We start from the raw sequence: 23827 nt of genomic DNA, 5'->3' as shown, positions 1-23827 counted from the left end.
CGGATGGGGCCGCGCCGGGCGCTCCGGTGGATCTAGGGTGCGGGCATGGCGTCGTACCTCGATGAGCTTTTCGGGTTGAGCGGTCGTCTCGCGGTGGTGACCGGCGGCAGCTCCGGCATCGGCCGCGCGATGGCCCTCGCTCTCGGCCGCGCCGGAGCCCGGGTCGTGGTGGTCGCGCGGCGCGAGGCGCCGATGGCCGAGGTGATCGCCGAGCTGCGCACCCACGGCGCCGAGGCGGGCGCGATCTCCGCGGACCTCGCCGACCGTGCCGCCGTCAAAGCCCTCACCACCAAGATCATCGAGGGGTACGGCGACCCCGACATCCTGGTCAACTCCGCAGCCGTCAACCTGCGCCCACCGCTCGCCGAACTCTCCGAGGACGTGTGGGATCTGACCGTCACCGCCAACCTGACCGCCCCGTTCCTGCTGGGGCAGGCCTTCGCTCCCGCGATGGCGCGCCGCGGCTGGGGCCGGATCATCAACGTCGTCTCCCAGCAGGCGTTCCGTGCCTACGGCAACAGTGGCGCCTACGGAGCCGCCAAGGCCGGCCTGGTCGGTCTGACCCGCTCGCAGGCCGAGGCCTGGTCCCGTGACGGCGTCTGCTGCAACGCGATCGCCCCCGGAGTCGTGCACACGCCACTCACCGAGGCGGTTTTCGCCGATCCCACGAAAGTGGCAGCGCACGCGAGCCGTACGATGATCGGTCGCAACGGTATCCCCGACGATTTCGCCGGTTCTGTCGTTTTCCTGGCGAGCAACGCGAGCCAGGCGATCACAGGACAGACGATCTTCGTCGACGGTGGATACTCGGCGACCTGATCGATGACCCTTCAGCCTGCTCCGACACGGTAAAGTACCGGCGCTCACGACTTGGAGGTATCTGTGGCGGCCAGTCTCCCGCGCCGGTGTACTGCCCTGTTCGCGCTCCTTGCCGCAGCCGTCGCGCTGGTGCTCGTCGCGTCCGCGTCCCCGGCCTCCGCGGCGGACCCGGAGGGCGGCACCAAGAAGCTGCGCACCGCCCTGGAGAACGCCGCGAAGGGCTACGACGCGGCGAAGACCAAACTGGCCAACTCGAAGAAGCGGCAGAAGCAGCTGACCGAGGCGCTCAAGCGCTCCGAGACCAACGCGGCCGCCCTCACCTCGCAGGTCAACGCCGTCGCCACCCGCGTCTACCAGATGGGCCGGGTCAACACGGTCAACCTGCTGCTCGGCAGCGGATCGCCGAACAACTTCATGGAGCGGCTGCAGAGCCTCGACGAGCTGGCCAAAATGGACAGCGGCACGCTCACCGGTTACCGCAACGAGATCGACACCGCCAAGCGGGCCAAGACCGCGCTGGACGCCGAGGTCATCGAGCAGCAGAGCCAGGTCAACGTGATGGCGAAGAAGAAGCGGGAGGCCGAAGTGGCCCTCGCCGAGGTCGGTGGCGGCGCGGCCGGCGGCTTCGTCGACCCGAACTCGGCAGCGGCCAAACCGGCGCCCCGCAACTCGGACGGCTCGTGGCCGAAGGAGTCCTGCACTGTCAAGGACCCCACCTCCGACGGCTGCATCACGCCGCGCACCCTGCACGCGTACCAGGAGGCGCGGGCCGCCGGGTTCACCCGATACACGGTGTGCTTCAGCGAGCGCTCGTCCGGCGAGCACCCGAAGGGCCGGGCCTGCGATCACTCGGCCGCGGCGGGCGGTTTCGAGAACGCCGCCGCCACCGGGGGCGACAAGACGTACGGTGACCGCCTCGCCGCCTTCTATGTGAAGAACGCGGACGAACTCGGCGTGATGTATGTGATCTGGTATCGCCAGATCTGGATGCCGAGCACCGGCTGGCGGGCGTACAGCGCCACCGGGGATCCGGCCGCGGTGCACACCAATCACGTACACCTCTCCATGCTCTGACCGGCTGCTCCCGCGATCGGCCGGCCTGCTCGGACGGCTGAGGGTTGACTGAGAGCGGCCTGTCGATGTGCGGGCGGGCGGCCACCCGCCGGTAGCATGCCGCCGATGGAGACGAAGCCCCGCGCCCTGCCCTCGGCACTGGCCACCGCCCTGGCCTTCGGCGCGAGCGGGGCCGTCCTGGTCCTCGAGATCGTCGCGTTGCGCCTGGTCGGGCCATACGTCGGCGTCACCCTCCAGGTCAGCAGCTCGGTCATCGGCGTCTCCCTGGCCGCCATCGCCTACGGCGCCTGGATCGGCGGGCGCCTCGCCGACCGGTTCGACCCCCGGGCCCTGCTCGCCCCGGCCCTGATCCTCGGCGCGATCGGCACGGCGATAACGTTGCCCCTGGTCCGGTGGGGTGGCGAGGTCCTGCGCGGCGGGGCCGCCCCGGCCGTGCTCCTGCTCGCCGCCCTCGCCGTCTTCCTGCCCGCCCTGGTGCTGTCCACGATCCCGCCGATGGTCGTGAAACTGCAGCTCGCCGACCTGAGCCAGGCCGGCACGGTGGTCGGCCGGCTGTCCAGCATCGGCACCCTCGGCGCGATCACCGCCACCCTCGTGACCGGGTTCGTCTTCGTCGCGGCGATGCCGAGCAGCGTGATCATCCTGAGCCTGGCCGTGCTGCTGGCCGTCGCCGGTTTCGCGCTGGGCTGGTGGCTGCGCCACGACCTGCCGGGCACACCCCGGGTCCGGGCGTCGCTGGCCGCGGTGGGTCTCGTCGGCGCCGGTCTGGGCGCCGCCGCGCCGACACCCTGTGACGTGGAGACCGCCTACCACTGCGCGAGCGTCGTGACCGACCCCGCGCGCGACGGTGGCCGCACCCTGATGCTCAACTCGGCGCGTCACTCGTACGTCGATCTGAACGATCCCACCCACCTCGAATTCGAGTACGTCAAGTGGATCGGCGCGGTCACCGACGTGCTCGCCCCCGCCGGCGCCTCGATCGACGCCCTGCACCTCGGTGGCGGCGGCTTCACCGTCCCGGCGTATGTGCGCGCCACCCGGCCCGGCAGCGACCAGCTCGTCCTCGAACTCGACGGCGGCCTGGTCGATCTCGACGAGCGTGACCTCGGCCTGAAGCCCGGTCCTGACCTGCGCATCCAGGTCGGCGACGCCCGGGTCGGGCTGACCGGGCAGCCGTCCGCCGCCTACGACCTGGTGGTCGGTGACGCCTTCGGCCATCTGGTGGTTCCCTGGCACCTGGCCACCCGGGAGATGGCCGCCGAGGTGGCCCGGGCGCTGCGCCCCGGCGGTGTCTACGCCCAGAACGTGATCGACTACCCGCCGAACCGCTTCATCCGCGCCGAACTGGCCACGGTCGCGGCCGCTTTCCCGAACGTCGCGCTGATCGCCCCGCCCGCGGCGATCGCCGGTGACCGCGGCTCCAACTTCGTCATCCTGGCCTCGCACGGGCCGCTGCCGATCGAGGCGATGTGGCCCCGGCTGGCCGCGCTGGGGGAGGCGGTGACCGTGCTTTCCGGCGCGGAGCTGGACGCCTTCGTCGCCGACGCCCGCGTGCTCACCGACGACTACGCCCCGGTGGATCAGCTGCTGGCCGGCTGACCCGGCGGCCGCGGTTTCCGGATGGGTTTCCGAGTGCGGCACCGGACGGCGAGCTGATCAGGCGAGAATCGGCGCATGGGGCGTACGGAGCGAAACGGTCAGACTGCCTCCCTCCGTCTCGCCGGCCGGTACCGCCTCCTCGAAAAGCTCGGCACCGGCGGGATGTCGGTAGTCTGGCGGGGCTACGACGAGATCCTCGGCCGTGACGTCGCCGTCAAGGTGCTCTCCCCGCGCCTCGCCGAGGACCGCGCCTTCCGGGACCGGCTGCGCCAGGAAGCGCTGGCCGCGGCCCGTCTCTGCCATCCACACATCACCGGCATCCACGACTTCGGTGAAGCGCCGATCTCCGAACGCCTGACCGTCCCCTACGTGGTGATGGAACTCAACGACGGCGAGTCCGTCGGCGCCCGGATCGGCCGGCAGGGCGCCCTCGACTGGCGGGAAGCCGTCATGATCACCGCCGAGGTCGCGTCCGCGCTCGCCACCGCACACGCCCGCGGTCTGGTGCACCGCGACATCACACCGGCGAACGTGATGCTCACCGGCGCCGGCGCCAAGCTCGTCGACTTCGGGATCTCGGCAGTGGTCGGCCAGCGCGACGCCGCCGCCGACGGCAGCCTCCTCGGCACCCCCGCCTACCTCGCCCCGGAACGCCTCGGCGGCGCCACCGTCTCCCCGGCCACCGACGTCTACGCGCTCGGGCTCCTGCTCTACCGCGCCCTCACCGGCCGGATGCCGTGGCCCGCCGGGAACACCGCCGAAGCCCTTCGCGCCCACCTCTACGCCGACCCCGACCCGATCCCGGAACTCGCCGGAATGCCCTCCGGGGTGGCCGACCTGTGCCTGCGGTGCCTCGCGAAGAGCCCGGTCGACCGTCCCGCCGCCGCGGAAGTGGCCCGCGCGCTCGCCGCCACCGTCGGGGTGCGGGCGATCATCCCGCCGCTGCGACCGGGCGAACGGCATGCGGCGCCGGCGGCCAGGGCGGTCGTGCCCGTCCAGACGGCCCGGAGCATGGGATCGGGGGTACGCCGTACGCTGCGCGCCTGCCTCGGCCGGCCGGCGAGCGCCGCCACGACCGTACGTCTGCGTGCCGGGCTGCGGATCGGATCGGCCCTGCGCCTCGGCCCGGTGCGCGCCCTCGGTGGCGGCCTGTTCGTCGGCCGGCGCCGCCGTCGCGGTCTGGTTCCGGTGCACCGCCTCCAGGGTCGTCGCCACCGGACACCGGCGATCGTCGTCCTCGCCACGGCGACACTGCTCGCCGCCACCGCGGTGAACTGGTCCGCCCGCCGTGGCGCCGACGACACCGAGCGCACCCACACCACCGCTGCCGGCGCCGGTGCACCGGCCGCCGCCGGACCGGACCGGGTCCACTGCAAGGTCCGCTACCAGGTGCGCCGGGACTCCGGGTCGTACTTCGTGGCCCGCCTCAGCGTGATCACCTCGGAGAAGTCGGGCTGGCGCGTCGAGTTCGCCTATCCCGGCACCCAGCGCCTGGCCGCGAACCCCAAGACCGTCACTCAGCACGGCCGTCGCGTGGTGATGAGCGGTCACGGCCGCTCGCGCGCGGTCACCTTGCAGGGCGGTTATCGAAGCCACAACCCGCTGCCTCTCTCCTTCGCACTGAACGGCCGGCCCTGCCGCGCCGAGATCCTCGGCAGCACCACGAGTGACTCGCCGGACAACCCGGCCGGCAGGTCACTCGACGCTGCCGGACGCCGATCCGGTGACGGTGGGAACCGGAGCGGCGAGAAGTCGGTGAACACCGTCACCGCCGAGGACGACCCGCCGGCCGGGAGACGATCGCCGAGCCGCCGCAGCGGGGCTTCCCGGCAGGCACCGGTGGCCAGACACCGGAGCGGCATGTCACTGGCCCTGTAGGCGGCCGGACCGGCGCTTGACGAGTCCGGTGATCGATCCGTCGATAGGGTCGGTGACATGACAAGACTCGCAGTGGTGACCGGCGGTGGAACCGGGATCGGCAGGGCGACGGCCGGGATGCTCGCCGGTGAGGGGTTCGACGTGATCATCGTCGGCCGCCGTGCCGAGGTGCTCGCCGACGCGGTGAAGTGGATCGGTCCGCAGGCCACCGCCGTCACCGCGGACGCCGCCGACCCCGCGCAGATCCCCGCCGTCGTCGAAGCGGTGGCCGGGCGCCCACTCGACGTGCTGGTCAACAACGCCGGGGCGTACATCGGCGGCGACGACACCACCCTGGACGCGGTGGCCGCCCGCTGGCGGGCGAATCTCGACTCGAACGTGCTCTCCGCCGTCCTCATGACCACCGCGCTCCTCCCGCAGCTCCGCCGCCCCGGCGGCAAGATCATCCTGACCAGTTCGATCGCCGCCCAGCGTGGCGGCGGCGGCCCCTACTCCGCGGCCAAGGCAGCCCTTCACGGGTACGGCCTCGACCTCGCCACCTCCCTCGGCGCCGAAGGGATCACGGCCAACGTCATCGCTCCCGGATACGTCACCGACAGTGAGTTCTTCGACGGCCGGATGACCCCGGAAGGCCACCGGAAGCGGGTCGACGCCAGCGTGCTCAAACGGGCCGGCACCCCCGACGACATCGCCGAGGCGGTCCGCTGGCTGATCGGACCCGGTGGTGGCTTCGTCACCGGTCAGATCATCAACGTCAACGGCGGCTCCGTCCTGGGGCGCTGAGCGCTCACTCCGAGCCGCCGGTGAACCGGCCCTCACTCGGCCGGTTCGTGCGGAAACGCAGGCCCGACCACCGATCGTCGATGGCGACCTGGCCGCATGGGCGCATGTCGAAATCGGCGACGATCGGCCAGAGCGAGTCCCGGTTGATGTCGGCCTTGTTGCCCTTCGGATAGGCGATCCAGAAGGCGGCCGGCTTGTCCAGGTCGGCGCGATGCTGTTCCAGTTGGTCCCGCGCGGCCGCAGCGTCCTCGACGAACAGCACCGCGGTGCTCGCGGTGGCCAGGGCGCTGCTCTCGCGGACCCCCTCGGGCATCGGGGTCAGCAGCGGGAGCCGGGCCGGCTCGTTCAGCCACACGGTGGAGTTCGGCTTGATCAGCAGCTTCTCGGCGATCGTCTTGGTCATGTCCTGAGGTTTCCATTCACGCGGGGATAGTTCGCCGGGTTCGGTCAAGGCTTCCCACCTCGGTGCCGGGCACCCTCGGTGGGAGGCGCGGCCCCGAGTGCCACCCCGGAGTCCGGGTTGCCGCCCGGCCGGGGTGGCACCCGCCCGGCTGCCACCCGTCCGGATGGCGACAGCCACCGGACCGGGGTGCCACCGATCCGGGGTGCGGCCGGCACCGTCAGCACAGGGCCTGCCGGGGTGCGGTCGGCACCTGTTGGCGTGGGGCCTGCCGGGGTGTGGCCTGCACCAGTTAGCGGGGCCTGCCGGGGTGCGGTCGGCACCTGTTAGCGGGGCCTGCCGGGGTGCGGTCGGCACCTGTTGGCGTAGGCCTGCCGGGGTGCGGTCGGCACCTGTCGGTGCTGAGCCTGTCGGGGTGTGGCTCGGCACCCGTCAGCGCGGGGCCTGCCGGGGTCGGCCGGCGCCTGTTGGCACGCGCCCGCCTGTTCGGCTGACACGCGTTACTGAGGGGCCAGCCGGTTCGGCCGGCATCCGTTGCCGCGGATGCCGGCCGGGGTGACCGGCGCCTGCTCACCTGAGCGCCGGCGGCCGGGGAAGCGGGCCGGTCCGTGACCGGCCCGCCCTGGTGGTGGCCGCGGCCCGGCTTCCGCCGGCCGGACGCCATTGCGTGCCGGAACGACGCGTGCCGCGGGCCGCCTACTGATCCGTGGTCCGCGCTGCCGGGCTCTCCACCCGTATGAAGCCTGCATTTCGCCCCTCCCGAGCGCCGATCCCGTCGAACGGAGCGAGCATCGCCGATCCGCAAAGGAGGCGTCGGCCAGGTTGTGGACAACTCCCGACTGTGGATAACTCCGGGCCGATCTTCGCGGGCTGATAGACATGCCGGGTGACTGATACGACGCGGACGGCAGCCGAGCGAGCGGCGGTGCGGGAGCGGGCCGAGGAGGTGCTCCGGCGCCTGGCCGGTGAGCACGCCGTCCTTCGGGAGGACCAGTGGAGGGCGATCGAGGCCCTCACCGTGGACCGGCGGCGCGTGCTCTGTGTGCAACGCACCGGGTGGGGCAAATCAGCGGTCTACTTCGTGGCCACGGCACTGCTGCGGTCCGGGGTCACCGCCGAGGCGGGTGACCACCCAGCGGGTCCGACGGTCATCGTGTCGCCGCTGCTGGCCCTGATGCGTAACCAGGTCGAGTCGGCCGCCCGCGCCGGGATCACCGCCCGCACCATCAACTCGGCGAATCTCGACGAGTGGTCCCTGATCGAGCAGGAGATCCGGGCCGGCGAGGTGGACGTGCTGTTGATCAGCCCGGAGCGGCTGAACAATCCCGACTTCCGCGACAACGTGCTGCCCGGCCTCGCCGGGAGCACCGGCCTGCTCGTGGTCGACGAGGCACACTGCGTCTCCGACTGGGGCCACGACTTCCGGCCCGACTACCGGCGGTTGCGGACGTTCCTGGCGGGGCTCCCGGGGCGTACTCCGGTGCTCGCCACCACCGCCACCGCCAACGCCCGGGTGACCGCCGACGTCGCCGACCAGCTCGGTGACGCGCTGGTGCTCCGCGGTCCGCTCGACCGTGACTCGCTGCGCCTGGCCGCGCTGCGCCTGGAGAATCCGGCACACCGCCTGGCCTGGCTGGCCGATCACCTGGAGCGGCTGCCGGGTTCCGGCATCGTCTACACGCTGACCGTCGCCGCCGCCGCGGAGACCGCTGACTTCCTGCGTTCCCGTGGTTTCGAGGTGGCGTCCTACACCGGGCAGGTCGAGGACGCCGAGCGCCGGGCCGCTGAGCAGGACCTGCTGACCAACAAGATCAAAGCGCTGGTGGCGACTTCGGCGCTCGGGATGGGCTTCGACAAGCCCGACCTCGGGTTCGTCGTCCACCTCGGAGCGCCGCCGTCCCCGATCGCCTACTACCAGCAGGTCGGCCGGGCCGGCCGTGCCGTCGAGCACGCCGAGGTGGTGCTGCTGCCGGGGCCCGAGGATGTCGCGATCTGGCGATACTTCGCCTCGCTGGCCTTCCCGCCGGAGGACCAGGTTCGGGCGGTGCTGTCCCAGCTCTCCCCGGACCAGCCGATGTCCACGCAGGCGCTGGAGCCGCTCGTCGATCTCCGGCGGACCAGGCTGGAGTTGATGCTCAAGGTCCTCGACGTGGACGGCGCGGTCCGTCGCACCCGCGGCGGCTGGCTCTCCACCGGCGAGCCGTGGACCTACGACGAGGCACGGTTGCGGCGGGTCGCCGAGGCGCGCGAGAGCGAGCAGAAAACCATGATCGAGTATGCGGTGACGACCACCTGCCGCATGGAGTTCCTCCGTCGGTGTCTCGACGATCCGGAGGCGGTTCCGTGCGGTCGGTGTGACAACTGTGCCGGCCCGCTGTTCGACGCCGAGGTGTCGTCGGCTTCGCTGGCCGCCGCCGATGCGTTCCTCGGTCGTCCCGGCACCGAGATCGCCCCGAAGAAGATGTGGCCCACCGGTCTGGCCGCCGTCGGGATCTCGCTCAAGGGCCGGATCGCGCCGGCCGAGCAGAGCGAGCCGGGCCGTGCCGTCGGCCGCCTCTCGGACCTCGGATGGGGCAACCGTCTCCGCGCCTCGGTCTCCCCGGAGTCTCCGGACGCCCCGATACCCGCCGACCTGGCCGCCGCGGTGATCGAGGTGCTCAAGGCCTGGGCCAGGGGAGAGGACGCTTGGAAACAGCGCCCAGCGGCCGTCGTGGCGGTTTATTCACAGCGCCATCCACAACTTATCCACAGCCTCGCCGAGCGTATCGCCACCGTCGGGCGGCTCCCGATGCTCGGCTCCCTGGAGCCCGCTCATCCCGGTGGTCGCGACGCCGAGGTGGGTGCCTATCGGGGTAACAGCGCCCAGCGGGTCCGGGCCCTTCACGACGCCTTCGAGGTCCCCGCCCATATCGCTGCTGAGCTGCCAGAACTCTCCGGTCCGGTGCTCCTGGTCGACGACCTGACCGACTCCGGGTGGACCCTGGCGCTGGCCGGCCGGGCCCTGCGCCGGGCCGGTGCGCCGGGTGTCCTGCCATTCACTCTTGCCGTAGCGGGCTGAGTCCCGACCCGGCCCGCTGCCCTGACCGAGCGTGCATCGCCCTGTGGATAACTTCGGCCGCTGAGTTGTCCACAGGGCGGAGCCGGGCCGGAGACGTCAGGGCTTGCCGAGGATGGCATTCCTGGTGGGGCGGCGGTCAATCTCCATGAAGCGGTGAGCGCCAGCCAGTTCCTCGAACCCGGAACGGCGGTAGACATCGTGGGCGTCCCTGGTGGCCAGGAGGAAGCGGAGGATCCCACGCTCGGAGAGGTCGGCGACGATCGTGTCGATCATCCACTTGCCCAGACCACGGCCGCGGTGGGCCTCCTCGACGAAGACGTCGCAGATCCAGGCGAAGGTGGCGCCGTCGGTCACCGCGCGGGCGAAGGCCACCTGGTCGGCGCCGTCTGTGGTGAAGACCGAATAGGGGAGGGAGCCGTCGATGGACCGGGCCACCAGATCGTAGGAGCGCCCGGCCGCCCAGTAGGACTCCTCGGCGAGCCACCGGTGGACTCGGGCGAAGTCGACGCGTTTCGGGTCGGCGGTCAGGACATACCCGTCGCGTGCCAGATCCTCCATCAGCTCCTCCTTCGTCACCTTTCCGCTAGCGGCCGGTCGCATGGTGTCACAGCAACCGGATCGATCAGACAGGAGGTGCGCCAGGCGTGACGAGAACGTCTCGCGGAGACGTCACAACAGGTGGGACACGGCTTCCGCCAGACGGGACAGCCAGGCGGCTGGGTCGCCCATCGCCGGGCCCTCGACGGAGATCCGCGACGGGTTCTTTTCGACAGCGGTCCGTGACTCGTCCCTTTCGGCGGTGGTCCGTGACGGGTCTCTTTCGGCGGTGGTCCGTGACGGGTCCCCTTCGATGGCGGTCCCTGACGGGTCCCTGGAGAGGGGTGGGCCGTCGGAGCCGGACAGACCGTCGCGGAGGGGGATTGGGGAGATCGTCCAGCGGCGGATCTCGTCCGGGGTGAGCAGGTGCTCCAGCGACGCCGGCACCAGGGCCTCCGGAGATGGCGACAACTGGGGGCCGGCCGGGTCGAGGCCCAGCGCGACACGGCGGAGACGAGGGGAGAGGTGGATGTCGTGGAGTTCGGTCAGGAGCACGGCGTCGTAGAGGTCCTTCCACGCGGAGACACCGTTGGTCTGCTGGTCGGCCGCGAGCCAGTGCAGTTTCCACGCCAGAGAGAGCTCGCGACCGGCCGTCCACAGACCCAGCGGGGGCCGGCCGCCGGAGCGGGGCACCGCCGTGCAGACCGGGGCCTCCGGCAGGGCCTCGCCGAAAGCCAGGTCGACCTGCACCTCACCGCCCGTCCCGTCCGGGGCTCGCCAGGGCAGCCGGAGCCGGACGCGGCCGTTCTCGCCGCCCGGCTCGTACTCGGCGTAGTCCCAGTCGCGGGTGAAATCGATCTCGTCGCCGAACTCGATCCCCTCCGGGGTGTGCGCGTTCTTCCGGATCAACCCGGTGAACTCCTGGTCCCACAGCTCCTCGTCGAAGCTGTCGAAGCCGGAGCCCGGAATCCAGTGCAGGCCCTCCGGCGGCAGGCTGGCGCGCCGGCCGCCGGTGTCGAACTCCTCGAACTCCCAGATCTCGTTGCGGATGGCGCCGTGCGCGGCCTCCGGCCATTGCTGGACCGAGGCGAGACGGTCCACGAACGGGTACGGATCGAGGTCGTCGAGCAGGGTCACCTCCGGCTTGCGGACCAGCCAGTCGAGGTCGCCGGGTGGTCGCGCCGCGTCACCGACCCAGGCCGGCATGGTCATGCTGCCGCGCAGCACCAGTTGCTCCGCCCACGGCGACTCGGCGATCAGCGTGAGCACGTGGTCGAGAGCGGCCCGGTGCGCGGTCATGCGAGCCAGCCGGCGTCCAGTCCGGGGTTGTCGTCGACGAGCACCCACTCCTTTTCGACCTCGGCGATCTCCCAGCCGGCGCCGGTGAGCGCGTCGACCAGTGCGGCGAGGCTCGACTGGGCGGCGGACAGGCCGACCCGGTGACAGCGCTGGGTCACGAACCGTTCCCGCACCCCGTCGGCCCGCACCCGCCGGGCGTTGCGGGACAGGCGGGCGTTGTGGTGGGCGGCCACGTCGCGTACCCCTTGGAGGTCTGTCCCGGCGGGCAGCAGCAGCTTGACGTGATGCTCGAAGTAGAGCCCGGGCAGAGTGGCGGCCTCGGCCGCGGCGGCCTCCACCTTGAGCCGGGTGACCGGGAAGCCGTCCGCGAGCAGCGTGGCGGCGGCCCGCCGCGCGTCCGCCTCGGCGGAGGCGGGCGTCCCCTCGGAAAGCCAGCTGAGCATCGGCTGATTGACACCGGGCACCGGACCGCCGTCCCCCGACAAGGAGGCGGCGAAAGGCGGACCAGCGGGAGGCAAGGAGGAACTGGGCGCGGAAGAACCGAGCGTGGACGAGGCGAGCGCGGAAGAACCGGGGGAGGAAGAGGCGGGCGCGGAAGAGGGTGGCCGGGCGGTGCCGGACGGAAGGGGACCGGGTGGCTGATCGTCGAGGTCCAGCACGATGCGGGTGTATTTGACACCGTGTGACTCCGCCCACGATCGCAATCGGTCGTCGGTGGCATCGGCGGAGACCGTCAGATGGATCTCATATCGGCTCACGACCGCACGGTAACCGCGGGGTATGACATCCCGGTAGGCTCGTGCACAAGTCAGACCGGCTGAAGGGGAACTGTCGTGGCCGTGACCAGCACATTTACCGTGAAGGGCATGACCTGCTCGCACTGCGTCCAGTCGGTCACCCAGGAGCTGTCGGCGCTGCCCGGCGTCACCGCCGTCGAGGTCGATCTCGCCTCCGGCGGTGTGACGGTGGCCAGCGACCAGGCCCTCGATGACGAGGCGGTGCGCGCGGCGGTCGACGAGGCCGGCTACGAGCTCGCGGATGCCTGACGAGCAGGAGAGTGAGCCGGCGTTCGGCCTGTCGAAGCGGGAGGCGCCGGAGGAGGGCTCGGGTTTCCGGTTCGCCGCGATCGGGGCGCTGCTGATCGTCGTGCTGTTCGCCGGTTACGGCCTCGGCCGGCTCAACGGCGGCGCCGGCGGGACCGGCACTCCGGCGGCCGCGACCACCCCGGCGAGCCCGTCGGCGAGCCCGTTCGACGAGAGCCTGCCGCACGTGCACGGCAACACCGGGCCGATCACGGCGAGTGGTGGTGGCGCCCCGGTCAGCGGCCTGTCGCTCAGTGGCAGCGGTCTCACCCTGACGCCGTTCGTCACCGGGTTCAAACCGGGCCAGGCGCAGAGACTCGAGTTCACGATCAACGGGCCGGGTGGCGTGCCGGTGACCACGTTCGCGGTCGTCCACGACAAGCCGCTCCACCTGATCGTCGCTCGCCGTGACCTCACCGGTTTCCAGCATCTGCATCCGGTGATGGCGCCGGACGGCACGTGGAGTGTCGACCTGACCCTCGCCGAGCCGGGCGTGTATCGGATGTTCGCCGATTTCACCGCGCAGGTCGGCGGTACGCAGGTGGCCACGACGCTGGGCAGCGACCTGACGGTCGCGGGCGACTACTCGCCGATCAGCGTGCCCGATCCGGTCCGGGTCGCCTTCGCCGACGGACTGCAGGTGGGGTATGAGGGAACCCCGGTGACCGAGTCCACCCAGCCGCTGCTGATGTCCGTCACCGACGCGTCCGGCAAGCCGGTGACCGTGGAGCCGTATCTGGGCGCCTACGGCCACCTGGTCATGCTCCGGCAGGGTGATCTCGCCTACGTTCACGTGCACCCGGAGACGCAGCTGATCGACGGGCGGATCAAGTTCTGGCTGGCCGCCCCGAGCCCGGGCACCTACCGGATGTTCCTCGACTTCCAGGTCGCCGGGAAGGTGTCCACAGCGACCTGGACCGTCGTCGTCAGCTGAGCATCCCGGCGAGTGCCGGGGTGACCCCCCATTGTCCGGTCAGCGAGTCGTATTCGGCCTGCTGGTCCGCGGTGGGGGCGGCCCCGGTCCGGCGGGCCCGCAGCATCAGGTTGCGCGGGGTGTGGGCCGAGTCGATGAACTCGACGACCTCCACCCGGTACCCGTGCAGCCGCAGCAGCGCGGCCCGCAGCGAGTCGGTCAGCACGTCGGCGAAACGCTCCCGCAGGATGGCGTGCCGGGTCATCTCCCCGTACGGCGCCGGCGTCGACTGGCTCTTGAGCTGCGCCGCGATGTCGTGGTGGCAGCACGGGGCGGCCAGCACCCAGCGCGCCTCCCAGCCGACCGCCCGGGCCAGCGCCTGATCGGTCGCGGTGTCACAGGCGTGCAGGGCGAGCACCAGGTCCGGAGGGGACTCCAGTTCGGCCCGCTCGATCGTGCCGGCCACGAACGTCACGTCGCCGGAGCAGCCCAGTTCGGCGGCGACGGCGTTGTTGCGTACCCGCTGATCCTCGCGGACATCGACCCCGACGACCTGGACCGGCACGCCCCGTCCGGCCAGATATCGATAGGCGGCGAAGGTGAGGTAGGCATTGCCGCAGCCCAGGTCGACGACGCGCAGCGGCGTCGGAAGCTCGTCGGGAAGGGTCGCGGCGAGCGCCCGGAGGAAGGCGTCGATCTGGCGGCGTTTCGCCGCCGTGCCGCCGACCACGGAGAACAGCGGGTCGCCCGGGTCGAGCAGCCACTGCTTGGCCCGGTCGTGCGCCGCCGGCGTGCTCGGCGCGGCGACCGCGGCCGCCCGGTGCACCTGCGCGTCGCCCTTCTTCGTCACCCGGACCTGCACGGTCGCCGCGTCGGTCTCCACGTGCCAGTTGCCGAACGGCTCGGCCAGCAGAGCGTCGACCGCCGCGGCCGCCTCGGCGCCGTCGACGTTCCGCGTGTACGGCCGGGAACCGTCGTCGGTGACGATCTGCAGTTTCCGCCCCTGCTTCAACGTCACCGGCCGTAGCTGGGCCCGTGTAACCGTGGGCGTGTGCCCGCGACGCCGGCCGGCCGCCACGGCCCGGGTGAGGCCCGGCGCGAGCAGAAGCTCCCGCACCTCGGCGAGGACTGATTCGAGCGGTTCTGGCATGGCTCCCAAACTCGGGCAGAACTGGACCTGACAACGAACGTGGGACCGGCGAACCGGTCCCACGGGGTGTAGCGGATCAGACGTCGGCGGTGGTGCCCACGCCGGCCTCGGAGCCACCCGACAGGTCGGCCTCGGCCGAGCGGGTGGTGCGGCGACGGCGGCGGCGCGGAGCCGCCGAGTCGTCAGCGGCCGCGACGGGCTCGACGGCCTGGACGGGCGCCGTGGGAGCCTCCGGGGCCTCCGCGGCGCCGTCGGAGAAGGTCACCGAGGTCGCGGGAGTCCGGCGGCGCCGGGTCCGGGTGCGAGGCGCGGCTTCCGCAGGGGCATCCGTGGAGGACACGTCCGAGGACGGCGCGTCGGTGGACGGCGACGTCACAGGAGCCTCGACCGCGCCGGCGGCGTCGTCCCCGACGACCCGGCGACGGCGACGCTGCCTGGCGGGCCGCTCGGTGGCCTCGCCGGACGAGCCCGAGTCGGACGACGCGGAGTCGGACGACGGCCCGGAACTCCCGCCGCGGGACCGGCCCCGGCCGCCACGGTCGCGGTCACGGTCGCCGCGGCCCCGGCCACGGCGGCCACCGCCACCCAGGTCCTCCTCGACCTCGGCGGAGAGCCCGGCCCGGCTGCGCGAGGCGGTCGGCAGGGTGCCCGAGACGTCGGTCGGAATCTCCAGGTCGTCGTAGAGCGCGGGGGAGGTGTGGTACGTCTCCGGCGGCTCCGGCATGGTGAGGCCGAGCGACTTGTCGATCAGCACCCAGCGCGGCATGTCCTCCCAGTCGACGAAGGTGACCGCGACACCGGTGGCGCCCGCCCGGCCGGTGCGGCCGATGCGGTGGGTGTAGGTCTCCGGGTCTTCCGGGCAGTCGTAGTTGATCACGTGGGTGACGCCCGAGACGTCCAGGCCGCGGGCGGCCACGTCGGTCGCCACCAGCACGTCGATCTTGCCGCTGCGGAACGCCCGCAGCGCGCGCTCCCGGGCACCCTGGCCCAGGTCGCCGTGCACGGCCGCGACCGCGAAGCCACGGAAGTCGAGGTCCTCGGCGACCCGGTCGGCGGCCCGCTTGGTACGGGTGAAGATCATCGTGAGCCCGCGGTCCTTGGCCTGCAGGATCCGGGCCACCATCTCCACCTTGTTCATCGGGTGGGTGCGGTAGACGACCTGCTTGGTCAGCGGGGACGGGCCGCTCTCGGTGGTGTGCCCGGCGTGGATGGTCACCGGGTTGCGCAGGAACCGGCGGGACAGGGCCACGATCGGGTCCGGCATGGTGGCCGAGAACAGCATCGTCTGACGCTGCTCCGGGATCATCGCCAGGATCTTCTCGACGTCCTCCAGGAAGCCCAGGTCGAGCATCCGGTCGGCCTCGTCGAGCACCAGAGCCCGGATCGAGCTCAGCTTGAGCTGTTTCTGCTTGCAGAGGTCGAGCAGCCGGCCGGGGGTGCCGACCAGGATCTCGACGCCCTTCTTGAGGGCCTCGACCTGCGGCTCGTATGCCACACCGCCGTAGATCGGCAGGACCCGGACACCCCGGGTGCTGCCCGCGGCGGCAAGGTCACGGGCCACCTGCGAGCCCAGCTCGCGGGTGGGGACGACGATCAGCGCCTGGGGCTGGCCGTCGGCGCCCTCGGACGGGGCGAGGACACGTTCCAGCATCGGAAGGCCGAAGCCGAGGGTCTTGCCGGTGCCGGTGGGGGCCTGGCCGATCAGGTCGGTGCCGCGCAGCGCGATGGGCAGCGCGTACTCCTGGATCGCGAAGGCGTGAGTGATGCCGGCCTTGGCCAGGGCCTCGACGGTCTCGGCGCGAACGCCCAGCTCAGCGAAGGTGGGGCTGTCCGGGCGGACCGGTGCGCGGGTGGTGACGGGGACTAGAGCTTGCTCGTTGTCGGTCATGAAGTTTTACGGGTGCCCTCTCGTGGTGCGCCCGTGGATGAGTCTTTGGGCGCGGTCTCGTATAGGCGCGGGCCGCACGCTCGGAAGCGGGCCACACGCGGGCCGCCGACTCGACAGATCGACGGCTACGCAGGCCACTCTACCCGACCTGGTAGCAGACGCACCGGGAGAGAGTTACGGGAGGGAGCCCTGAGACCAGGGCGCCCTCCCGTGCACGCCGGAATTCAGCGGGTCGTGAAGCCGAAGGGGCGGTGCGACGCCTCGGCGATCTCCACATACGCCACCTTGGCGACCGGGATGATCACCTTGCGGCCCTTCTCGTCAGTAAGCGTCAGGACGCCGTCCTTGGCCAGAGCATCCGTCACGGCCTGCTCGACCTCCGCCGGGGTCTGAGCGCTCTCCAGCACAAGCTCGCGCGGCGACTGCTGCACGCCGATCTTGACCTCCACGGAGTCCCTCCTAAAAAGATCCGTCTACCCGATCGAAAGGCTATCCGATTTCGGGGGCCATACCGGCCGTTGAACCGCCCTGCAGCGGGAAGCTGGCGATCCCACGCCAGATCAGCGCAGCTACGAGCGCTTCGGCTTCAGCTTTGGGCGTACGCCGTCCGTTCGCGAGCCAGAACTGTGCGGCCTGTCCGGCCGCCCCGGCGAGACCCGAGGCGAGCAGCTCGGCCTGATCCGGCCGCAGGCCGGTGTCCGAGATGATGGTGTCCGTCACAGCGGCGATGCAGCCCTGCTCGACCCGCTCCACCCGCTGGCGGACCTGGGGGTCGTTGCGCAGATCCGACTCGAAGACGAGCCGGAACGCCTCGCTCTCGTGATCCATGAAGTCGAAGTACGCCCGGACGGCGCCTTTCACACGCTCCTTGTTGTCCGGGGATGCCTGCATGGCCCCGCGCACCTTGGCGATTATCGCGTCGCAGTGCGTGTCCAGCAGGGCCAGGTAGAGCTCCAGCTTGCCGGGGAAGTGCTGGTAGAGAACGGGCTTCGAGACGCCCGCCCGCTCCGCGATGTCGTCCATCGCGGCGGCGTGATAGCCGTGCGCGACGAAGATCTGCTGCGCGGCGGCCAGCAACTGCTTGCGTCGCGCCGAACGGGGCAGGCGGGTGGGTCGTGCGGTCTGTGGCCCGCCGGACGCAGCGGTCATTTCTGTGAACCTCCAGGGGGGTCGGGTCCCCGCGGTTTGTCGTCTCGGATTGCCCGGATCGGCGCATGTCGCGGTCGTGCGGGCAATTGTCGCGACGCTGCAACTTATCGCCACTGCAACGACACGGTAGCCTCAGCGGGGGCGAGCGAGGAGCGCGCGGTGGATGAATCAGGGCATTCCGGAGACACGGGAGCCTCAGCGGGGGGCAATGGGGCCGACTCGCGTGACCGCCAACGGATGAACGGCTGGGCCGACGACGAGAGTTCGTGGCCACACACGGGAGCGGCTTTGGAGCAGGGAGTGGACACGCCACCATGGCGTCGCCCGTCTGACGGGCGCACCTTCGGACGGCAGCAGATCCCGGCGGAACGTCCCTTCGGGGCCGCGCCCGCATCCGGGGTTCCGGCGCCGGCGGCGAGTCCCGAGATTCCCCCGTCCGGGTCCACCGAGGCCTGGACGCCCGAGCGGAGCCGGCTCGCCGACATCCTGGGCCACCACCGCCGGCCGCCGACGGCTCCCGCGCCGAGCAGCGCGCCGCCTTTTCCGTACGAGGGTGACCTCGACGACTCCTACCAGCACCGGGCCGCGGTGCCGCAGCAGCCCCGGCCGGACTGGGTGCCCGAGCCGGTCCAGGGGCCGCCGCCGGTCGCGCCGGTCTCCGGCGAGCCCGGCCGTTCCCGGCACGCGCTGGTCACCGACACGCTGGCCCAGGGGCTGCCGCAGCGCGACGGCCCGGCCGACTCGTTCGACCCGCCGGGGTTCGCCCGCCGGGCGTACGATGCGGCCCCCGAAACACCGCCCTACGCCCCGCCCGGTGACGCCGCGAACGACGGCGACCAGCGCGGGACCCTCCCGCAGCGCGTCCCGGCCCAGCCGGACGTCCCGAGAGTTCCGGAGCCGCCCTCCGTGGAACCGTCGGCCGAAGCGCCAGCATTGGCCCGCATCGCGACGCACCTGCGCCGCGGCGACGTCGTACCCGCCCAGGAGCGCCAGGAGGGCTTCGACGTCCAGGACATCCTGGCCGCGGTCCGCGAGGTGCCGGGTGTTCGCGACGCCTCCCTGCGGGCCACTCCGGCCGGCGCGCACAGCCTCCGCCTCGACCTGTCCGACGGCGCCGACGCCGCCGAGGTGAGCCGTCAGGTGGCCCGTCTGCTCCAGGAGCGGATGGGCCTGGACGCGGCGATGCCCGGCGACTCGCCGTTCCGGCCGTCCAGCGCCCCCGTCTCCGCGCCGCGCAGCACGCCGCTGCTGCCCAGCCAGCCCACCCGGCCGGCCCGGGCCGCGGTGCCGGTCGCGCCCGTCTCCAGCCCGGCCGCCCCGGTGTCCAGCCCGGTCAGCCCGGTCTCCTCAGCGCCCGCCCCGGTGTCCAGCCCGGTCTCCGCACTGCCGCAGCCGCCGCTGGAGAAGCGGACACCCGGGGTCAACGCCGGCGCCTCCCTCGTCCCGGCGGACGCCTCCAAGCCACGGCCGCTGGACCCGGGCGACAACCCCGGCCCGCGCGTGATCATCGAGAACGTTCACGTCAACACGTTCGGCGCGGACGCCACCGTCGAGGTGCGCCTGCGTGCCGGCGGGCGCAGCGCCGCGGGCGTGGCCACCGGCCCGGCCGTCGATGGCTACCTGCTGCGCCTGTGCGCGACGGCCACCGCGGGCGCGGTCGACGAGCTGCTCTCCACCTCGCAGCACGAGGACGGCCCGGCTCGGTGCTTCGTCGAGCACGCGGCCTCGGTCTCGTTCGGGCAGATGCAGGTCGCCGTGGTGGTGCTGCTGCTGTCCTGCGGCGGCGGCTGGGTCGAGCAGCTGGCCGGCTCGGCGGTGGTCACCGGTGACGATCGGCACGCCATGGTGCGCGCCACACTCTCCGCGGTGAACCGGCGGCTCGAGGCACTCTTGGCTTGATGAAGGGCGCGATTCTGGCCGACGACAGCGCGCTGTTGCCGGAAGGGGAGGTTCCGCCGCCATGGCCCGCGCGCCGGGTCACTGTCGGCGGGTCGATGATGCATGTCCGGGACACCCCGGCCATGGGCCCCGGCGCCGAGCCCGCCGTCTACGTGCACGGCCTCGGAGGCTCCTCACAGAATTTCACCGATCTCGCCGGCCTGCTCGCCGACCGGCTCGACGGCCAGGCCGTGGATCTGCCCGGCTTCGGCTACAGCGACCCGAGCCCGCGTTACTCGATCGCGGCGTTCGCGGCCACACTCGTCGACTACCTGGAGCACTCCGGGCGCGGCCCGGTTCACCTGATCGGCAACTCGCTGGGCGGCTCGATCTCGGTGCGGGTGGCCGCGCTGCGCCCCGACCTGGTGCGGACGCTCACGCTGATCTCGCCGGCCATGCCGTTCCTCGACCCGCGGCGCACCGCGCAGGGCCCGGTCCTGCCGCTGCTCGCGTTGCCCGGCGCCGAGCGGCTGATGGCCTGGGCGCTGACCCGGGTCACCGCGGAGGAGATGGCCGAGCAGGTGCTGGCAGCGTGTTTCGGGGACACGACGAAGGTGCATCCGCAGCGCCGGGCCGAAGCGATGGAGGAGATCCAGCTCCGCTACACGGTCGCCCACTATCCGAGGGCCTACCTCGGCACGCTGCGTGGCCTGGTCAGCAGCTTCCTGCGGGCCTACCTGCCGGGGGTCAACTCGCAGTGGCGCCTGGCCGCCCGGATCCAGGCGCCGACGCTCGTCATCGGCGGCCTCAACGACCGGCTGATCGATCCGCGGGTGCCGGCGCAGGTGGCCCGTGTCATCCCGGACGGGCGGCTGCTCATCCTTCCCGGTGTCGGCCACGTCGCTCAGATGGAGGTCCCACGTCTGGTGGCCCGGGCCGTCGTCGGGCTCCTCGACGACGTCCGGACCTCCTCGCCGGAGCGCTAGAGACGCTCCGGCCCATCGATCGGTTGCGCGATGTCGCGAAGCGCACAAGATCGTTCCAGGGTGGGTGCGGTGACCGGTTTCGTGCGAGTCTGGACCCCCATGACCAAGCCCCCCAGCCCCACCCCTGAACCGTTTTCCCCGTCCCGGGGCGACCGGTGGCGCCAGGCTTGGCTGCTCCTCCTGGCCGCCGCGTTGGTGCTGCTCACGGTGGTCGCGGTCAGCCGGCCGTCCGACACACCGGCCGGGCCGCCCGGTCATCCCGCCGCCGCGGCGTCACCCGTCTCGCCGAGCGCCGGGCCGTCCTCCCTGCCGGCGCCGTCGCCATCGCCGTCCGCGGTCCCCACCGACACGGTGAAGGCCTCGGTGTTCCCGCCCGCCGGCCTGCTGAAGCTGGACGGCGCCGTGCCGGTGAAAGGCACGGGCCGATTCGAGTATGCGAACGAGCGCGGTCCGGTCGCCGGGACCGGTGGCCGGATCCGCCGGTTCAAGGTCGCCGTGGAGAAGGGCAGCGGGGAGGACGTCGCCGGGTTCGCCGCCCAGGTGCGGGCGGTCCTGGAGGACGAGCGGAGCTGGATCGGTACGGGGACGGTCCGGATGCAGATGGTGGGCGGGGCGGACCAGGCGGACTTCACCGTGTACCTGGCGACACGTGACACCGCCGGGCGGATGTGCGAGGTGGGCGGCACGAGCATCCGGATCGGCGGAGTGCCGTACACGTCCTGTCGTGCCGTCGGCAAGGCGATCATCAACCTGGACCGCTGGCGGACGTCCGCGCCGCCCTACCTGGAGGCGAAGGCCGATCTCGCGGCCTACCGGCAGTACGTGATCAACCACGAGGTGGGTCATGAGCTCGGCCACCGGCACGAGGGGTGCCCCAAGGCCGGCGGCCCGGCGCCGGTGATGGTCCAGCAGACGCTCACGTTGCGCGGCTGTGTGCCCTGGTCCTGGCCACGGGACAAGGGACGGGACCTGGCCGGGCCGCGACTGTGAACGCCCAGCCCCCGGCAGCGAGACGAGGACGGGACGGCGAGGGCCGGGCGGCGAGGGCCGTGGGCCGTGGGACGTGGGACGTGGCAAGGCGCCCATCCGGTACGGAAATCCGAAAGTCCTGTGACAGGCGGGGAGTCGTGGCAGGCTGACGCTTGCTATGGCAAACGCGACAAATGGCCCCGTTGATCCGGACGCCGGCACCGACCGGCGTGGCCGAGCCGCGCGCTCCCGCACCGAGGCGGCACCACCGCCCGCGGAGGAGCGACCGACCCGGCGGCGCACCGTGGCCGCGGCCACTACAACGAGCCGTTCGCCGGTGACCGCGCCGGCCGAGCCCGCGCGCAAGAGCGTCCGCCGGAACGCCACCGGGGAGACCGCCGCGAAGACCGGTGAGTCGCCGGTCAAGCCCGCCGCCGTCAAGTCCACCTCGGCCCGAACCACCACCGGCCGGGCACCTGCCCGCAAGACCGCCACAGCCCCGGTGGAGCCCGCAGCCCCGGCCCGGAGGCGAGAAGCCGCGAAGCCAGACGCGCTGGTGGAGCCCGCAGCCCCGGCCCGGAGGCGAGAAGCCGCGAAGCCAGACGCGCTGGTGGAGCCCGCAGCCCCGGCTCGGAGGCGAGAAGCCGCGAAGCGAGACACCGCGGAGCGAGTCATCGCGGGCCGAGACGCCGCGAGCCGGGACACCGCTTCGCCTCCCGCGGAGGAGAAGCCGACTCGCCGCCGGAGCGCGGCGAAGGCCCAGCAACCCCCGCCGGAGCCGCCCGCGCCCGCCCTGACCGCCCCGCAGAACCAGGAACCCCTGCCCCCACTGACCCGCGGCATCCTGGAGCTGGCGGCGGAGCGGGTGGCCGCCTCCCGCCCTCGCCCGGCCGACCCCGAGCCGCCGGTTCCGGCCGACGACGACCCGATGGCCGCTCCCGGCGCCTACGTGAACCCGCGCGCCACCGGCGTACGCCGCCCGGTCCGTTCCCGTGCCACCACCCGCCCGGCCGAGCCGCCCCACCCGGCTTCCTGGGACGGTCTGTCACCGGAGAACGGCTGGCTGGGCGCTCCGGGGGCGCCGATGGAGGTACGCCCGGAGACCCTGCCCGAGATCCCGCTCATCGATTACACGGAGCGACGGCCGGACGAGGAGTATCCACGGACGGTGAACCGGGGCCTGCCACCGAGCGTGCGCCTGCCGGCCGAGCTGCCGGACAATCTGTGGCCGCCGAAGTCCCTGCTGGACCGGAACCGCGCCGACAACATCCATGTCCCGGCGCCCGCACACGCCGCCGATCCGTGGGAGGACGACGAGCCGGAGCCGCCGGAGCAGGTGGCCGACGAGCACCTCTACGTGGCCGCGCTGGACCGTGGGCCGTCCACCGTGGAGATCCACCGGCACGAGGAGCCGGAGCCCGAGTTCCTGCCGTCGGTGCTGGCGCATCCGGAGGCGGAGAGCGTGTACGTGCCCGCACACTCGCGGACCACCGGCCCGGCCCGGCACGCGGTGGCCGAGACGGCCGCCGACCGTCGCGTCCGGCGTCGTCGCAGGACGGTGCTGGTGGCGTACCTCCTGCTGGTGATCTTGGTGGTTGTCGCCGCCAATGAGCTGCGCGACGACGAGCGGCCGCTCGCTCCGGGGCCGGACGCCGCGCAACGTGCCGAGGAGCCGGGCGGCATCGGTCCCGCGGCCGGTCCGGAGCCGAAGACGACCGGGGACGTGCCGGCCAAGGCCAGGACCGATGCGGACGACGGCAAGAAGCCCGCGGGCAAGGGCAAGACCGGAGAGTTCGGGTACGCCCCGGAGCGCGGCCCGATCCTCGGGGACGGAGGCCGGCTGTACCGCTTCCGGGTTGCCGTCGAGAAGACTGTCGACGACACGTCGCCCACCGAGTTCGCCGAGGCGATCGACGAGACTCTGGGTGACGAGCGGAGCTGGATCAACGACGGGCGGTTACGGCTGCGCCGGGTGCCGAAGTCGGGCGACTCGGACTTCACCATCTACCTGGCCTCGGCGAAGACGTCGGAGAAGATGTGCGCGGCCGGCGGCCTGGACACCGAGGGGTACACCTCGTGCCGGCTCCCCGGTCAGGTGATCATCAACGCCGAGCGGTGGGCCGAGGCCGTGCCGGAATACGACGGCAAGCTGGAGACCTACCGCCGTTACACGATCAACCACGAGGTCGGGCACGAGCTGGGGCACGGGCACGAGGCCTGCCCCGGCGAGGGTGCGAAGGCCCCGGTGATGCAGCAGCAGACCTTCGGCTTGAAGGGCTGCACCCCGAACCCGTGGCCCTATCTGGACGGCGAGCGTTACGAGGGTAAGCCGATAGCCTGAATTATTCCGCGATCCCGCATGTCG

Annotated in this window: 20 protein-coding genes; 12 read left to right on the top strand and 8 right to left on the bottom strand. The window is 72.2% G+C overall.

What is annotated here, in order from left to right:
- The first annotated feature begins 45 nt into the window (after nucleotides 1–45).
- The 5 genes from BM290_RS28000 to BM290_RS27980 all read left to right on the top strand — a co-directional run bounded on the left by BM290_RS28000 (nucleotide 46) and on the right by BM290_RS27980 (nucleotide 6153).
- On the top strand, nucleotides 46–819 hold the full coding sequence (locus BM290_RS28000; protein ID WP_093618842.1) for an SDR family NAD(P)-dependent oxidoreductase: 774 nt from the start codon (nucleotides 46–48) through the stop codon (nucleotides 817–819).
- 63 nt (nucleotides 820–882) lie between these two features.
- Complete coding sequence (locus tag BM290_RS27995) at nucleotides 883–1893, top strand: coiled-coil domain-containing protein (protein ID WP_093618841.1); 1011 nt, start codon at nucleotides 883–885, stop codon at nucleotides 1891–1893.
- A 105-nt stretch (nucleotides 1894–1998) separates the two neighbouring features.
- On the top strand, nucleotides 1999–3492 hold the full coding sequence (locus BM290_RS27990) for a fused MFS/spermidine synthase (protein ID WP_093618948.1): 1494 nt from the start codon (nucleotides 1999–2001) through the stop codon (nucleotides 3490–3492).
- Nucleotides 3493–3567: 75 nt separating this feature from the next.
- Nucleotides 3568–5370: a protein kinase domain-containing protein gene (locus BM290_RS27985; RefSeq protein WP_093618840.1), complete on the top strand. Its 1803-nt coding sequence runs from the start codon at nucleotides 3568–3570 to the stop codon at nucleotides 5368–5370.
- A gap of 57 nt (nucleotides 5371–5427) precedes the next feature.
- Nucleotides 5428–6153: an SDR family NAD(P)-dependent oxidoreductase gene (locus tag BM290_RS27980; RefSeq protein WP_093618839.1), complete on the top strand. Its 726-nt coding sequence runs from the start codon at nucleotides 5428–5430 to the stop codon at nucleotides 6151–6153.
- Nucleotides 6154–6157: 4 nt separating this feature from the next.
- Here BM290_RS27980 and BM290_RS27975 read toward each other — a convergent pair whose 3' ends face one another.
- Nucleotides 6158–6556, bottom strand: a complete 399-nt coding sequence (locus BM290_RS27975; RefSeq protein WP_093618838.1) for a hypothetical protein — start codon at nucleotides 6554–6556, stop codon at nucleotides 6158–6160.
- Between the two features lie 883 nt (nucleotides 6557–7439).
- On the opposite strand from BM290_RS27975, the gene BM290_RS27970 reads away from it, so the two are divergent.
- The gene (locus BM290_RS27970) at nucleotides 7440–9611 is read left to right on the top strand and encodes a DEAD/DEAH box helicase (protein ID WP_093618837.1); all 2172 of its coding nucleotides are present in this window, start codon (nucleotides 7440–7442) and stop codon (nucleotides 9609–9611) included.
- A 96-nt stretch (nucleotides 9612–9707) separates the two neighbouring features.
- On the opposite strand, the gene BM290_RS27965 is transcribed toward BM290_RS27970, so the two are convergent.
- From BM290_RS27965 to BM290_RS27955, 3 genes are all read right to left on the bottom strand, one after another.
- Complete coding sequence (locus BM290_RS27965; protein WP_093618947.1) at nucleotides 9708–10169, bottom strand: GNAT family N-acetyltransferase; 462 nt, start codon at nucleotides 10167–10169, stop codon at nucleotides 9708–9710.
- Between the two features lie 111 nt (nucleotides 10170–10280).
- Entirely contained in the window at nucleotides 10281–11447 is a 1167-nt protein-coding gene (locus tag BM290_RS27960) for a nucleotidyl transferase AbiEii/AbiGii toxin family protein (RefSeq protein ID WP_093618836.1), read from the bottom strand.
- A complete protein-coding gene (locus BM290_RS27955) occupies nucleotides 11444–11890 on the bottom strand; it encodes a hypothetical protein (protein ID WP_093618835.1) in 447 nt (148 codons plus the stop codon). The genes BM290_RS27960 and BM290_RS27955 overlap by 4 nt, the downstream gene beginning before the upstream one ends.
- A gap of 423 nt (nucleotides 11891–12313) precedes the next feature.
- On the opposite strand from BM290_RS27955, the gene BM290_RS27950 reads away from it, so the two are divergent.
- Nucleotides 12314–12493: a heavy-metal-associated domain-containing protein gene (locus BM290_RS27950; RefSeq protein WP_239143710.1), complete on the top strand. Its 180-nt coding sequence runs from the start codon at nucleotides 12314–12316 to the stop codon at nucleotides 12491–12493.
- The gene (locus BM290_RS27945; protein ID WP_239143692.1) at nucleotides 12486–13463 is read left to right on the top strand and encodes a FixH family protein; all 978 of its coding nucleotides are present in this window, start codon (nucleotides 12486–12488) and stop codon (nucleotides 13461–13463) included. Before BM290_RS27950 ends, BM290_RS27945 begins: the two co-directional genes overlap by 8 nt.
- Here the strand turns inward: BM290_RS27945 and BM290_RS27940 are convergent.
- The 4 genes from BM290_RS27940 to BM290_RS27925 all read right to left on the bottom strand — a co-directional run bounded on the left by BM290_RS27940 (nucleotide 13456) and on the right by BM290_RS27925 (nucleotide 17629).
- The gene (locus tag BM290_RS27940; protein WP_093618833.1) at nucleotides 13456–14592 is read right to left on the bottom strand and encodes a class I SAM-dependent methyltransferase; all 1137 of its coding nucleotides are present in this window, start codon (nucleotides 14590–14592) and stop codon (nucleotides 13456–13458) included. The two genes, BM290_RS27945 and BM290_RS27940, sit on opposite strands and share 8 nt — an antisense overlap.
- Before the next feature lie 76 nt (nucleotides 14593–14668).
- The gene (locus BM290_RS27935; protein WP_093618832.1) at nucleotides 14669–16480 is read right to left on the bottom strand and encodes a DEAD/DEAH box helicase; all 1812 of its coding nucleotides are present in this window, start codon (nucleotides 16478–16480) and stop codon (nucleotides 14669–14671) included.
- A 224-nt stretch (nucleotides 16481–16704) separates the two neighbouring features.
- Nucleotides 16705–16929, bottom strand: coding sequence for a DUF3107 domain-containing protein (locus BM290_RS27930; protein ID WP_093618831.1), 225 nt, complete (start codon nucleotides 16927–16929; stop codon nucleotides 16705–16707).
- A 40-nt stretch (nucleotides 16930–16969) separates the two neighbouring features.
- Complete coding sequence (locus BM290_RS27925; RefSeq protein ID WP_043531207.1) at nucleotides 16970–17629, bottom strand: TetR/AcrR family transcriptional regulator; 660 nt, start codon at nucleotides 17627–17629, stop codon at nucleotides 16970–16972.
- A 300-nt stretch (nucleotides 17630–17929) separates the two neighbouring features.
- On the opposite strand from BM290_RS27925, the gene BM290_RS27920 reads away from it, so the two are divergent.
- The 4 genes from BM290_RS27920 to BM290_RS50785 all read left to right on the top strand — a co-directional run bounded on the left by BM290_RS27920 (nucleotide 17930) and on the right by BM290_RS50785 (nucleotide 23803).
- Complete coding sequence (locus BM290_RS27920) at nucleotides 17930–19528, top strand: Daple (RefSeq protein WP_239143693.1); 1599 nt, start codon at nucleotides 17930–17932, stop codon at nucleotides 19526–19528.
- Nucleotides 19528–20493 (top strand): alpha/beta hydrolase, encoded by a 966-nt coding sequence (locus tag BM290_RS27915; RefSeq protein ID WP_093618829.1) that lies wholly within the window; start codon nucleotides 19528–19530, stop codon nucleotides 20491–20493. The genes BM290_RS27920 and BM290_RS27915 overlap by 1 nt, the downstream gene beginning before the upstream one ends.
- 99 nt (nucleotides 20494–20592) lie before the next feature.
- Nucleotides 20593–21483, top strand: a complete 891-nt coding sequence (locus tag BM290_RS27910; RefSeq protein WP_093618945.1) for a DUF3152 domain-containing protein — start codon at nucleotides 20593–20595, stop codon at nucleotides 21481–21483.
- 316 nt (nucleotides 21484–21799) lie between these two features.
- The gene (locus BM290_RS50785) at nucleotides 21800–23803 is read left to right on the top strand and encodes a DUF3152 domain-containing protein (protein WP_280522849.1); all 2004 of its coding nucleotides are present in this window, start codon (nucleotides 21800–21802) and stop codon (nucleotides 23801–23803) included.
- The last annotated feature ends 24 nt before the right edge of the window (nucleotides 23804–23827 follow it).

It is taken from the genome of Actinoplanes philippinensis, assembly GCF_900113015.1.
GTDB classification, from domain to species: Bacteria; Actinomycetota; Actinomycetes; order Mycobacteriales; family Micromonosporaceae; genus Actinoplanes; species Actinoplanes philippinensis.
This window is presented reverse-complemented; position numbering and strand designations above follow the sequence as displayed.